At 57.8% G+C, this 14,628-nt stretch carries 6 protein-coding genes and 1 tRNA gene; 4 read left to right on the top strand and 3 right to left on the bottom strand.

Annotation, left to right across the window (positions count from 1 at the left end; all coding sequences use genetic code 11):
• Positions 1-5: 5 nt before the first annotated feature.
• The 3 genes from NG895_RS20920 to NG895_RS20910 are packed head-to-tail and all read left to right on the top strand — an operon-like array spanning position 6 to position 3,431.
• Positions 6-740, top strand: a complete 735-nt coding sequence (locus NG895_RS20920) for a GntR family transcriptional regulator (protein WP_252854481.1) — start codon at positions 6-8, stop codon at positions 738-740.
• Positions 737-1,672 (top strand): ROK family protein, encoded by a 936-nt coding sequence (locus tag NG895_RS20915; RefSeq protein WP_252854480.1) that lies wholly within the window; start codon positions 737-739, stop codon positions 1,670-1,672. The genes NG895_RS20920 and NG895_RS20915 overlap by 4 nt, the downstream gene beginning before the upstream one ends.
• 1 nt (position 1,673) lies before the next feature.
• On the top strand, positions 1,674-3,431 hold the full coding sequence (locus NG895_RS20910) for a class I mannose-6-phosphate isomerase (RefSeq protein ID WP_252854479.1): 1,758 nt from the start codon (positions 1,674-1,676) through the stop codon (positions 3,429-3,431).
• Between the two features lie 342 nt (positions 3,432-3,773).
• Here NG895_RS20910 and NG895_RS20905 read toward each other — a convergent pair whose 3' ends face one another.
• Together NG895_RS20905 and NG895_RS20900 are read right to left on the bottom strand one after the other, a co-directional pair.
• Positions 3,774-4,610, bottom strand: a complete 837-nt coding sequence (locus NG895_RS20905) for a hypothetical protein (RefSeq protein WP_252854478.1) — start codon at positions 4,608-4,610, stop codon at positions 3,774-3,776.
• Between the two features lie 150 nt (positions 4,611-4,760).
• A tRNA-Met gene (locus NG895_RS20900) sits at positions 4,761-4,834 on the bottom strand.
• A gap of 618 nt (positions 4,835-5,452) precedes the next feature.
• On the opposite strand from NG895_RS20900, the gene NG895_RS20895 reads away from it, so the two are divergent.
• Complete coding sequence (locus NG895_RS20895; protein WP_252854477.1) at positions 5,453-6,739, top strand: prenyltransferase/squalene oxidase repeat-containing protein; 1,287 nt, start codon at positions 5,453-5,455, stop codon at positions 6,737-6,739.
• A 95-nt stretch (positions 6,740-6,834) separates the two neighbouring features.
• Here NG895_RS20895 and NG895_RS20890 read toward each other — a convergent pair whose 3' ends face one another.
• Positions 6,835-14,421: an FG-GAP-like repeat-containing protein gene (locus tag NG895_RS20890; protein ID WP_252854476.1), complete on the bottom strand. Its 7,587-nt coding sequence runs from the start codon at positions 14,419-14,421 to the stop codon at positions 6,835-6,837.
• Positions 14,422-14,628: the final 207 nt, after the last annotated feature.

Raw genomic sequence — 14,628 nt, 5'->3', positions numbered from 1 at the left:
CCACGATGTCCGCCCTCAACCCCGCAGACCCTGTCCCCTTGCACGTGCAAGCAGAGGCGGCCCTGCGGCAGCTGATACAAGCTGATGCTTATCGAGATGGAAGGCTTTTACCGGATGAAATGAGCTTGGCAACGCAACTCGGCATCAGCCGTGGCACGGTGAGAGCGGCAATTCTGCGGTTAGTCGATGAGGGGATTCTCGAGCGACGGTCGGGCGTGGGCACGCGTGTGGTATCGCAACCCGCAACTTCGGCGATATCGGCATGGCAGAGCCTAACGCGCGAGATGACCTCGAAGGGGATCGTGGTCGAGAGCTATGAGACGGGCGTGGGAAAGCACATAGCCAGCACGGCGGCCTCACAGGCACTCAGGATCAAGGCGGGAACATTCGCCTTACGATTGGATCGCCTGCGCGGTTGGGGCAATACACCCGTTTTGCATTCTCGGTCCTGGTTTCATCCACGCCTGAAGCTGAAGGGCGAAGAAGACTACAGCAAGCCCCTCTACGAGGTGATAGAAGAAACTACAGGCGTGGTTGCCTACTGCGCGCGGGAGGAACTAGCAGCCGTGCCTGCTGACGCCTTGATGGCTAAGAAACTCAAGGTGCGCAAAGGCTCACCGCTGCTGCTTCGAAAACACACGGTAATGGATCGGGCACAAAAACCGTTTGAATATGCCGAGGTTCACTACGTAAGCGAACGATACGCCCTGACGATTGATTCGCAGCGGAGCAAGGGATGACGGTTATCGCGTGTGACTTCGGCGGCACTCGCATCAAGGTTGGCCTGGTGCGAAGTGGATATGTGTTGCGGCAACTCGCAATCGATGCTCGTTCGTCCCGGCCGCTGGTGGAGCGACTTGCCGAAGTTGCCGCGGCTGTGCAGCAGCTTTGCGAATCGGCGGCGATTCGCCCCCGGGACTGCAACGGGGTCGGTATCTCCTTTCCCAGTATCATCGATCCCGACGGTCGGGTATTGGGCGAATTTGGTAAGTATGGTCCAGTGGCTGCTGAAGACTTCACGCGATGGACTGAATCAAGCTGGAGCTTGCCCGCAGTCATTGAGAACGACGCCCGCCTTGCATTGATTGGGGAGAAAGTCGCGGGGGCCGCGACGGGGCACGACAACGCGGTGATGATCACTCTGGGCACCGGTATCGGGACCGCCGCCCTGGTGCAGGGTGAATTGCTCGTCGGCATCCATGGGCAGGCCGCCATTCTTGGCGGACATCAGACCGTCGTCGTTGGCGGCCGCCAGTGTGTCTGCGGCAATCGTGGTTGCGCCGAGACCGAAGCATCCAGTTCAGCACTTCCGCGCATTTTGGCCGCGATGGGACGTTCAGACCTCTCGACCCTTGCACCCCAGTACGAGGACGTTTTTAAAGCGGCTGCGTCGGGAGACGAATGCGCTGCGGCCGTTGTTGCGAGAAGTCTGGCCGTTTGGGGGACAGTTGCCGTTAATCTTGTGCATGCCTATGACCCTTCCATCGTTGTGCTCGGCGGTGGCGTAATGCGGAGCCGGGATATCATTCTACCGGCAATTGCTGAGTATGTGACGAAGCATGCCCACACCCCGTGGGGAAACGTAACAGTAGTGGCCTCGCAGCTCGGCGACGCTGCGGCCCTGGTAGGTGCGGAGTGGCTCGTCGATCAGAGACTATCTTTGAAAGCGTGACGTGAGACGAAGTACGTACAACAAGAAACCCATCATCCAGGTGCCTGCCACTGAGGACGCGTGCGTTGCAGGTTGGAACGAGATCGGACATCGGCTTGCCGCGGCTGTAAAGGAGCAGGGTTCGGGTCGAATCGTGCTTGCCGTCGATTGCTATCCAGGCGTAGACGTAGACTACTTGCTGAAGCAATTCTCCGAGCTACTCAAGCCGGTGGCCGTTTGCAATGCGAACCAGGCAATGCTCGAATCCGAACGAGTCGAAGCCTTAGTGGAGCCCTACCTTGGTGGCGAAGATTTGGTGTTCGGATACTTATCACCGCTCACACTTCCCGCCTGGTTCGACGAAGATCGGACGGCAGCAACACGGAACGAGATTCGCTCCTCGCCGCCGGGGCTCGTCCTGGTGGTGGGCCCAGGTGCCACGCACCTCGTAGAGGCGGACATTCTCGTGTATGCGGATCTTGCCCGCTGGGAAGCGCAAGGCCGTTTCCGTCGCAATGAGGCGAGTAACCTCGGCATCGAAAATCGTCACGAGGACGCAAAACTCCAGTACAAACGAGCCTTCTTCGTGGATTGGCGTGTCGCTGATCGATGGAAACTGCCGTTGCTAGAACGCTGCGATTTCGTACTCGATACCCACAATCACGCAGAACCGAAATTGGCGACTGGCGAGGCGGTACGGCGTGGCCTCGAATATACTGTGTCGCGCCCGTTTCGCGTGGTGCCGTTCTTCGATCCAGCCCCCTGGGGCGGGCAGTGGATGCGAGAAGTTTGCGACTTGGACCGGGACCCACCGAACTACGGCTGGTGCTTCGATTGCGTACCCGAAGAGAACAGCCTGCTGCTCGGCATTGCCGACACAGCCATCGAGATTCCGTCACTCGATCTGGTGCTGCGTCATCCCAAAGAGTTGCTCGGCGATAGGGTGTTCGAACGCTTCGGTGTGGAGTTCCCCATTCGTTTCGACTTTCTCGATACGATGGGCGGAGGCAATCTGTCGTTTCAAGTGCACCCGCTCACAAGCTACATTCAAAAGCACTTTGGGATGAACTATACGCAGGATGAAAGTTATTACCTGCTAGACGCAGGTCCAGAGGCGTCGGTATACCTGGGCTTGCGCGAGGGTGTGGATTGCGAATCCATGATCAAAGACCTGCAACGCGCTCAAGCTGGCGAGATTGAGTTCGACGCCGACGCTTACGCCAATAGATTCCCGGCCAAAAAACATGATCATTTCCTGATTCCGGCGGGAACCTGCCACTGCAGTGGTTCCGACAGCATGGTGCTCGAGATCAGTGCAACTCCCTACATCTTCACGTTCAAAATGTGGGACTGGGGCCGCCTGGGGCTCGATGGACTTCCACGCCCGATTCACCTCGATCACGGGATTGCAAACATCCAGTGGGATCGCACCACGGCATGGGTCGAACGTGAACTCGTCAATCAAATCCAAACCGTAGACTCAGGAAAGGGCTGGCGGGAGGAGGTGACTGGTCTCCACAAAACCGAGTTCATTGAAACCCGACGTCATTGGTTCACCGAGCCGGTCGATCACAACACGAACGGCGGCGTCAACGTTCTGAACTTAGTGGAAGGAAGCGAAGCCATCGTGGAGAGCCCCAGCGGCGCGTTCGAACCGTTTGTGGTGCATTACGCGGAGACATTCATCGTGCCTGCCGCCGTGGGGCGCTATCGGGTGCGAGCAGTTGATGCCGATCCTCAACGACCGCATGCGACGGTGAAAGCGTTCGTTAGACATTAGGACGGACATATCTACTTTCCGGATTTCTAGTGCGTCGCAGTGTGCAGAGCAATCCGTTGAAAAGGCGCACAAACGGTCCTGATTCCGTTCATGCTTTAATGGAGCAGCGTCAACGGGCAGCGGGTCCACGGTGACCTCCAAGGTCATCCCACAGTTCGCGAAGCGTGGCCGACGAGAGTTGTCTGGAACATCTCAACACGTTGTACGTTTGGAGATGCTTGCCCACCGTGAGCGGCGCGGGAACTCCACCGGAGCGCCGGTAACCTTCTCCACCTATCAGATCAATTCTCCAAATGCGGGCGCTCTTGACGCTACCAATTGGACCTCAATCGCATCCTCTTACTACGCTGGCAATCCCGGCAGAAAACTACTACCGACGTACGCGACCCAAACATCGCCCAGGGTGTCGATATCCACAGGGGACATACTGCAAATTTCCCCCGGCCGAGCACTGGTAAGCCGCTGGATACGGACCATGTCGGCCACCATCGGCGGCAAGTGGGTGAGCGTCGCGTCGATGATGCCATCATCAACCACTGTGACACGCTCGATCTCACGAGCTCGCGTACGCCCTTTCTTGAGTCCCGGCAACTCGCGGAGCGCCGTGGATACCGAAGCCTCAATGACTTCTTTGGCAGACGCCCACTTGAACATGGCCCGCAAGCGGTTGACTTGCTTGTTGATGTACTTCCGCGACCAATCGAGTTCATCGATCATCGCCCCCCGCAGCTCGTCAAGGGCGAGCGGACCGAAGTCGGCTGCGTAGGTCATCGCATGATGCTTCCGCAACAGACGAAGGACATCGTCGATGGCTCCCGCCTCGCGGGTTACTTGGCCGTTTTTCCGGTAGTACTCGTGCGTGTGGCGGCGGTAGACAAGGATCAGCTCGCTGAGGGTCACCGGCGAGCCAGCCAGTCGCTTTTCGCGGAGTGTGGCGGTGGTAACCGAGGCGATTTTCGCCTCGACAGCGGCGTCACCGCTGGCATGCTGGGGAGTCGCTGGCTGCGATTGCTGATGGCGAGCCCGCTCCCACTGCTTGAGTATCTCTTGGTAGCGAGCATGGCTCTGCTGCGAGCCGTAGGGCCCCAAGTAGAGCCGCTCACCAAACAACGAGACGACCGCTTGCTTGGTTGACTTGTGGAGTCGATACGCGGGAGGCCGATGAAAAAGTCGCGGCATGATAGCGCCCTTTGCGGTAGCAAGAGGGCGCAAAGGGGGAAGTCTCGAAGAGTTCCCCCTTAGCATTCCCCCTTTGGCTTCGGCAAAGAGCCGCTCCGGCACGCGTGGCCGGGTAACCTAAGTCCAGGTCTGGCTAGGGTTTAGAAAAAGTGGCGGGGGCCGGATTCGAACCGACGACCTCGAGGTTATGAGCCTCGCGAGCTACCTGGCTGCTCCACCCCGCGACAATGATTTTGCTTCTGGGACGGTAATCGAGAAGCGTCCCATGCGAGTCCCAAATTCTATGCCCCCAGGTTGGAAGCTTCAATGGGGGGCCCGGGGTAATTTTCCTGCTGCTAAAGTCCTAATTGCCGGGCGGACGATTATCTGCTCGTGAACCGTATGGAGTTTCGCAAAATCTCCGTTCTAACTGTTGGTCGGGTCTCCGGCGGGAATGCTTGAGGGCGATTTGGCGAACAATGGGGAAGACAGGCTGTTCAGCCCACCGGTTCGCGCGGAATTGCCGATTCCGCTGCGAGTGCTGGTTGCCGGGCGGGGTACACGCCGATACCGTGAAAGTGGACGGACCCAGCGGCATGCTTGCGTTTGCGGCATCCATCACTTCTGCTCATCGCCACCTCATGCCGACAGCGGACCTTGAACTCGACCTTAAGCACCCAGCGGCGGCCCAATCGCCAGCCGGAGGAGAGAGGACTCCGCAGCCAGGTGCCGTCCCGCCTTCGGCCAATGATCAGGAGGCTGCCCCACTGATCGATCTCACCTCCTGGCTCCGCGAGTCACCGCCGTGGCTTGCGAGCGCTGTCGTTCATATGGTCGCGCTAATTATCCTAGGACTGTTGGCTATGGCCAGTACGGTTGAGGTGCCGTTTCTACTCAACGCCCGATATGCCGAGGAACTCGGCGACATTGACCTCGACGCTATCGATGACCTGAACGTGCCGCAAGACGTGGTGATCGAGCAGAGTGAACTCTCGCCCGATGAACTACCTGTCGTGATCGATCCATTGAGTATGCCTGACGTGGTTCCCGTTAACCCCGAAGGAATGCTAGCAGCTAGCGACACCCCCTCGATTAGCGTCGGCCTGGCGCTGAGTGGACGTACGCCAGGCATGCGTGAGGCACTTCGAGATGCCTACGGCGGAACCGCGCTGACGGACGGCGCAGTGATGGAGGGTTTGCGATGGCTTGCGAAGCAACAGCAAAGCAATGGTTCATGGAGCCTTCGTGGACCGTACCGCGACGGAGGTAATCGCGAGAACCGCGAGGCCGCCACGGCGATGGCGTTGCTGGCCTTTCAGGGGCATGGCCACACGCATCAACCGCTGCCGGGTGACGAGTTTCCACGGGTCGTGACTCGCGGCTGGAATTGGCTTCTTGCGCAACAGTATGATGATGGCCATTTTTATCAGGAAAACGTCGGCGACGCGCGACTCTACACGCACGCCCAGTGCACTATCGCAATTTGCGAACTCTACGCGATGACCCGTGATCCGGAACTGCGCAAGCCAGCTCAGAAGGCAGTCGACTATTGTGTAAAGATTCAGACATCCGCCGGCGGTTGGCGTTATCAACCAGGGCGCGACGAGGATCTTTCGGTGACGGGTTGGTTTGCGATGGCACTGCAAAGCGCTCGCATGGCAGGACTCGAGGTTCCCAGCGATACATTTCGTCGGTTGAGCGAGTACCTTGACTCCGTGTCGCATGAGTACGGCAGCCGCTATTCGTACCGCTCTCGCGGTAGTGGAGCAACGCCGGCCATGACCGCCGAAGGCCTGCTTTGCCGGCAGTATCTTGGTTGGGAACGAAATGATCAACGGCTTCAGGATGGCGTATCGTATCTGCTCGGATTTCTACCCGAATGGGACGAACGGAATGTCTACCATTGGTATTATGCCACACAAGTCATGCATCACATGGAAGGCGATGCATGGCGAAAGTGGAATGGTGTTATGCGACAGCTGCTCCCTCAGGAACAGGAAAAGCACGGCCGCGACCGAGGTAGCTGGGACCCCAACGGCGATCGCTGGGGCTCCCAAGGAGGGCGATTGTTCACCACTTGCCTGTCAATCTACATGCTCGAAGTGTACTACCGACACCTGCCACTCTATGGGCACGGAGCGGCGTATTGATCTTCCGAGCAATGCGGCGTCTGAGTTCGTCACCCCGCGACACCGGAAGTTGAACTACGACGAGCACCGGACCACTGCATTCACGCGCCGTGCGATCATCGGCCGCGGGCCCCACACATGGCCTTCCGCATCCGGCCGAAATTGGAAGGGCGTCCCAACAATTCCCCGTTGCCATCGCCTTTTTCGCCAAGCTCTTCGAACAACGCATCGACGGATTGCTCATTGAACCTGCCTCGCATACCGGCGCCAGCATTCGACTTACTCCCGCTGGGACTGTCCTTGTCAGCATTGCCTCGATGCACGTGAGGTGCCCCTTCACGTGGCATTTCGGCGCTGCGACCTGGCGGAGAAGCGGGACGGTGAAAGGACCTGCACCGAGGTGAATGGCCCGGCCGAGGCGAAAAATACGGAGGCAAGGAACCAGGCCTGACATCGACGGGCAAACCGTTGACATCGACGGGGACGTCGAAACGGCCGGAAATCCGAATTGAGTCTTCGCCAGCAAACGTTGACACCTCCACAAGCGTAACGTCCGCTGAGCTCAATCTTTGTTTGATGCGAGGAAGAAAGTTGGCAATGACCAGGAAACCATGCCGTCCATTCTTTATGACGGTGACATTGTCGTCCTCATCGGTACCGACAATCTCAAACACGCCATCATGGATACCGACACCAGTGACAATCGCAGTGAAGGGCGTCGAACTCACCACCGAGTTGTCGGATCCATCCGCCAGCAACAGAGTGGCGTCGTAGAAACCGCCGTTGGCGTAAACGTGCTTAGTTGTAATGGATCCTTGGCCGTTGACCAGGGCGATGGTCTGCGTCGAGAAAGTCCCGTCACCCCAGTTGATGGTGACCTCGGTAGACGTCCCTTCCGTATCGACGTCGGTCCAGGTCGCGTGGAAACTGAATGGCATTCCTTCGACCGTTGGCGTGGTAACGAGGCTGTCGACAATCGGTGGAGTGTTGGTGGCGGTGAGGAAGTCGTAGAACTCGCCTGTGGTCTGATCGCCCCCAACGATTGTGATTTCGTGAAGTTCGGCAACTGGGCCCGTAACAAGTCGTCCGGCAATCGGAGCCAGACGGAGTTGGTAGGTGCCATCGCCCAGGCCATCGAACGCGTAGGCGCCGGCCTCGGAAGTCGTGGTGGCAGGCTCTACACCGACGTCGTACTGACCGTCGTGATTCATGTCGATGTAGACTAACGCACCGCCGCGAGGTGTGTCGCCGGCATCGTGCACTCCATTGCCATTCATGTCGTCGTACACATTGCCGTTAACCAGCCCCAACTGGGCAGCGACGAAGTCGAAACCGTCGATACCTTCACCAGCTTCGAGCACAAATTCGCCAACGAACCCGCTTACCTGTGCCCACCCTTCAGGGAGCACCAGTTCCACTCCGTAAGTTCCAGGCGTCAGACCGGCGAACTGGTAATCCCCCAGCGCATTCGAAGTGGTGCTGGCGATCACCTGGCTCTGGTCATCAAGGAGGTTGACGGTCCAACCTTGCGCCGGAATCGCTATCACAGCCAAATGTTCGTCCTGCAATGGCAGAGCAAAAACCGATCCGGCCAGGCTGCTCAATTCGGTAATAACAAAATTGTCATCTTGCTCCAGGTCGAACGCCCCGTTGAGTGACACATCGTAGGTGTCTGGGTTCGTAGGGGTGATCTGCGAATAGCTGGGCGTGGTCGTTCCGTTATAAAGAGCAAGCACCTGTGTGGCGGAGAGCGTCTGGTCCCAGAGGCTCACGTCGTCGAGGTAGCCATCCAGTGGTGCAACTCCTCCACCCTGGCCCCCAATATTGAAGCTCACCCCTGACGAGTCGGAAATGTCGGCAGAAGTTGGCAGCGATCCACGGTTTGTACTGCTGGCAGCGAGTGCGCCATCCACATACAGCTTGACGGTACCGGCGCCAGTTCCGTCACTAGTGTCGTCTGCATCGGGATCGTAGGTAAATGCCACATGATGCCAAGTGTCGCCCGCAAGGCGACTCGTATCCTGAAGCGTCAGAGAACCGGACCTGCTGCTCGCATTCTGCACCAGCTCGACTTCCAGGTTGGCGGCGCTATCGTTCAGTAGCACCGACACATTGTTATCTTGCAGATTGGGCGCAGTGAGATCGGGCAGCATGTCGCCATTGAAATCTGCAAAAGCAATTGCACTGGGCGACTTTCCGAGGGCAAACGTCAATTGCGAGGCAAAGCTAGCCGTTGCTGCGCCGCTCGCCGTGGTGTTCAGCAAGATTGACGCACTGGCGTCCCCGTTGTTCACAGCGGCCAGATCGAGCTTGCCATCGCCGTCCAAATCCTCAATAGCGACGTAGTTCGGCATTTTTCCGGCTGCAAACGGCTGTGAAGCAGCGAAGCTCGCCGTGGCAGATTGAGCGGCGGTGGTGTTGAGCATCACCAACACTTCCGAGCCTTCGGAGTAACCAATGGCGAGGTCGGGTTTGGTGTCGCCATTCAGATCGCCGATTGCTAAGGTTGCCGAGTGTTCTCCCGTGTCAAACACCTGCTGCGGGGAGAAGCTGGCGACCGCAGCACCTGCGGCCGTGGTATTGAACAGAATGGATAGGCTTCCACCGTTTAGCACCGCCAGATCCAGTTTGCCGTCGTCATTGAGATCGCCGGTGGCTACGAACTGAGGATCGTCGCCGACGTCAAAGGTCTGTTGAGCCGCGAAACTGGATGTGGATGAGCCCGCCGCTGTGGTGTTTAGTAGCACCGATAAGTTGTGGTCATTTTGATTGGCAAGCACGAGATCGGGTTTGCCATCGGCGTTAACATCGACCACCTCCAAGCCGTCGGGCTGAGAGCCGGTGGCGAACGTTTGTGGAGCAGCGAAGCTCAGAGTCGTGGATCCCGTGGCCGTATTGTTAATCAAGACCGTAGCAACGTTACCGAAGAGATCGGCCACCACGATATCAAGTTTGCCATCTCCGTTGAAATCTCCCGTGGAGATCGAATTGGGCGCTAGACCGGCCGTTATGGTCACTTGGTCGGCAAAATTGGTCGTGGTTGCTCCGGCAGCCGTGTCGTTCAGCAGGATACCCACGCCTCCCAGTATGCTCGCGACGGCAATGTCCGGCTTGTTGTCCCCGTTGAAATCGCCAACAGCCGTGGACGCCGGCCCAGATGACGAAGCAAAAGTCTGCTGAGGTGCGAAACCAAAGGCTGGTGCCAGGTTGAGCGCCCAGCCGCCACCAGTGCCTAGTGCCCCGGCAACACCCTGGGTGACGGCGAAACTGCCGCTGTCGGGCCTTACCCATCCCGCTGCGGAAAACGCACCCGATCCTGGCGATAGATCCGCCAATGAACTCACGCTGACAAACTGCGCTCCACTGGCCTGATCTACGCTGAGTATTTGGTTGTCGGTAGCGGCATTCGGATGATCGATCACACCAAACGAAGTCGCGGTTCCAACCGTGGCTCCTCCCTCGAGCGTTCCAGCGTGCTGCTGCGTGTTCGGCCCACCGGAACCGTCGAGCACCAAGTCACCTTGCACCTGGTCCAACGCGAAGGCGTAGGTGGCCGCGGAGCCGTTCCAAATCGCCAAGGCAACCGTCTCCGACACATCGGGTCCGACGACCAAACCACCCGTCGCCGTGGCCGTGAATGTTTGATCGGTTACGATGCTTGTGGCGTTGATCGCCGTGATAGTGTGCGTCGTGTTGTAAGCGCTCTCCGAAGTGCCCGACACCGTGATGGTATCGCCTACTTTCAATGACGTGGGTACGGCACCCGCCAGGTTCAGCACGGTTGTGGGCGAAGTGGCACTGCCGGACGACGAGATCGATCTGATGGACGAAGCCAAGAGATTCGTGAGTTCGTAACCGCCGTTCGAGGCGGTCTGAGTGGAGCCTTCGCCGGGGTCCAATTGCCCATTGCCATTGGCATCCAGGAACACCGTCCATCCGCTTAAGGGCTCGCTACTGCTAGCGTTGGTTACCACGCCCTCAATCACGCTGAACTTTGCAACCTTAAAGTCCGCCGAGACGGGACTCGAACCGTTCCAGTTGACCTGGGCCGCGAGGCCTGAACCATCTTGAACAACGGAGTTTCCTACAGCCGGGATACCCAAGCTGGGTGCATCAAACGTGTACGCCGTGGGATCGAGCATATTCACCACGACGTTGAACGGCGTGCCTGTGGGCAGCTGATTCGCATAGAAACCATAGAAACCATCGGAACTCGTGACGTAGCTCGGCTCTCCCAAATCGAGGATGTTGTTGCTGTTGGCATCGACAAACACGGTCCAGCCGCCAAGGTCCTGATGCACCTGATTCGTAACCGAACCGCTCACGGAAAACACGTTGTCGAACACGTCGTTGAAACCGCCACTGCCATTGCTGGTGAGGGTGGATGTCACCGGTGTGTTGGTGCCGTCGTTGACGACCGCGTATAGATAGTACTCAATAGGCAAGAGCTCCAAGCCTGGTTGGGAGAGGTCGACAGTCGTGGACGCGTTGTACTGCAGCTGACCATTTACCTGCGTACCGGGGCCCAGCGCAACATCTTTCGATAGTAGCACTCCCTTGAAATCCTGGTTGGCGCCCAGACTGGAGTCGAACGCATCAATATACAAATCGACTTTCGTCGTGCCAGCCAGCGCGTTATCGACTTGGACGGGCATCGTGACGGTCAATTCCGAACTTGTCACGTCCAAATTCGGCGAGTCGACGAGCACCGTTGGTCGGGGCAAGTGGTACGTAGCGTTGAATTGAGGCAGAGTCCAGCCGCTCAGTTTGCCACCAGTGGCGCTACGGGTGTAAGGCATGTCGACGACAACCCCGCTGGCGGTAATCTCCGTTACAGTGTGCGTGTCCGATACGTTGTAGCCGCCAACACTGCTACCACTGATGGAAACGGTGTCACCAATTCGAAGTCCCCCAGGAATTCCATCCTTCAGAACGATGAGGATGTTGTTCGAATTCGGGTCCTTCTCGATCATTTCTATATCTGACGTTGTGTCGATGGGTTTCGACTCGCTCTCGAACTCAATCTGCAACGTATAGCTGGTGTAGTCTTCCCCTGAGGCTTTCGGAAGTGCTACGTACGGATTGGTAAACGTCAGCTCGGTTCCGGGCGCGCTGGCCGTGGGAATGTCGCTTAGTTTGATCGTTGTCGCATTCACGTAAGTTGCGGTGGCTCCCGCGGCGATTCCAGCCCCGGAAACCGCCCAGCCATTGATAGCGGGCGTGAGTGTCGCCCCAACAATGGTTACCAGATTGCTATCGCCACTCAGGTTGCCCGTGTAAGACTGAGAGTCCGCCTGCGGATTGACGGCCCCAATGTGGGTTTGCATCTCCGAGCCCAAATTGCCACCGGCCGAGGTCGTAATCAAGCTCAATCCGTTAGCGGCAAAGTTGCTTTCTTCAACCTTGGTTCCGTCGGGTAACACTACCGAAATAACGGCCGATTCCGGTACCGACGCGAAGGTCCTGCTCCAGTCGACCGACAGGGTGGCCTGGGTTGCACCGCTATCATTGGTGAAAGGCTGGGAGTAGACGTAGGTCTTCTTCTTCGGCTTTTCCCCACTTCTCTTCAAGGCATTTATCTCATGCGCGCCGATGGTCTTGACCTTGTCACTGGTAAAGTCGTATTCGATACCAAACTCGACGTGCGAGACGATCAGGTCAACTCGAGTCCACGCGGCAATAAATCCATCCGCCTGTCCACCTTTGGAGTCGGGCGCGATGTACTTGAAAAGAAAATCGGCACTGCCCAGCTTGTCGCCACCGATCAGCGGAATGCCATGAGGCACTTCGAGATCGACCTCTGCTGAAATGATGATCTCCAAGGGACGCGTCGACGTGGCGCCATAGAAGTCAAAGGCTCCCTCGAAGTCGAACACGCCATCTAGTAGCGACGCTTTCACATCCAGCGAATAATCCCGATCGTTCCAGTCCAGCACCAGTTTTCCGGAACCTTCTCCGAGTAGCCCGATGGTCTTTCCATCACTCTTGCTCAGGGCACCCAGCCACACGGTCGCGTCGATCTTCAGCTCATCCTTGTCGACCAAGAACCCACCCCTGGCCTGGAACAGCCTGACCGACTCGTCAAAGATCTTCACCGCCTCTCCGTATTCGACCGTCACGTCGCCCGCCACGATCAGATCGGAAGGCTGCTCGATGTTCTGGATCGAGGCATCAATTTCGATCAAGAATAGACCAGTCTCACCTATCGGCACCTGCAGACCAGACGCCTTCATCGACACGTCGTCGATCTCGAACAGCTTGGTCTGCTCATTGAAGGAAGTCTTGATATCCGCATCAACCGACCAGCTTTGCGGAAACGCGACCTCCAGGTCGAAGTCGAAATCAAGCTCCGTCGAAGCCGCCTGGAAGAACTTTGCGTTGAAATTCTTGATCTCAAACGCGCCGAGTTCCACATCGGTGAATGCAACATCGAGATTGTCGACTGACCAGCTACCGTTCTTAATCTTCACCCCCGGCTGTTGCGCCGTGCCCATCGTGACCTCGGCGTTCCAGAAGTTTGGCGCAGTGACCTTTCCCGACAACTCGTAAAAGCCGTCGGACGACTGGTACTGGAACGTCGCGGGATCCGACTGTGGCGACTCAAAATTGAATCCCAGCATATTGAGCTTGCCGTAAACGCTTACGTCCACCTGACTCACCATGCCCGAGCCATCGATCACGAGCCCTGGACTGCTGGCCGTCCCTAGCTGCGCGGTAAGGCTCGTCGTGTTGCCGCCGGAGTCGCTCGCTGAGCCATTGGGCACTAGTAGTTCGGCGTCGCCGTACATGACAAACTGCTTATCGCCGGCCACGTACTCGAACGTCAGATCATCCGGAGCTACTACCAGGTCCCACACTCGGAAAGATCCACTTGGCTGCAGGTCGACCGAACTGATTGCGCCCTGGTGCACGACCAGGTCCAACCCCGCCTGCAGGTTGGATGTAGTAGGGCCCCCTGCCAGCCCGGAAGCTATAACGTCGACCGAACCTCCGAACGAAAACTGATTTCCACTCGAATTGGCGTAGGTTACGTTCAACTCACCCTGAATCTCAACACCTGCAAGAGTGAAATCGTCGTCGCTCATGGCGTCGACGCCCGTCAGCGTCACCGTCTTTGTGTCGCTATCGACTTGAACGAAGTTTGTCTGGTCGACGTCCACGTGGAGCCCATCGAGCTGGATCACGCCGAAGTCGAGGTAACCTTGAAGGTTAACCAGATCGGCCGCCCCGCTGGTTCCGTCGAACAAGGCGAGATTGTCGGCAAAGAACCCACTGGCAAGGTCCGCAACCGTGACCCCCTCAGCAGTGCCGCCGTCTGCCGTGAAGGAATGTCCGGTCGTAACCAATGTGCTGGCGTCGAAGATCACAGCATTCGACGAACCACTCTGCCAGATTACGGGATTGGCTGCGAGCGCATACAGGCTGATCGAGACGGGAGTGCCCGCCCCGGCAGGGACGACCGAGAATGACCCGCCTGCGGTGTCGGCCGTTACCTGTCCGCTATTGATTGCTATAAGAGGGGTGGCCTCCTCAAAGCCGACGAGAACCTGTCCTGTAGCAACGCCATTCTGGAAATCGCCGCTGAGCGTTAACTCGCCCACGGTAACGGTAGCCAGAACCCTGCGATCTTCGAGTACTTCAAATCTACTTCTACGATTGCGTTCAGAATGGGCACATCGCGATCGACTGAATGCACGATACATGCTTCGCTCCAAGTCCGGACCCCAGAGGAGCACTAAATGGCCGCACTACTAGGTGAGTCAACGTGGATAAGGATGAATGGTGGCATTTTGGCTTTATCCATTCCGAAATCGACGACAAGAGGATGTCCCGTCGTCGGAATCGCCCCCGCGAAACGCCTTCGACACCATGAATTGAGAGGCTAAGCTTAGCAGCTCCCCCCACTCGAT

Source organism: Aeoliella straminimaris (assembly GCF_024054565.1).
Taxonomy (GTDB): domain Bacteria; phylum Planctomycetota; class Planctomycetia; order Pirellulales; family Lacipirellulaceae; genus Aeoliella; species Aeoliella straminimaris.
This window is presented reverse-complemented; position numbering and strand designations above follow the sequence as displayed.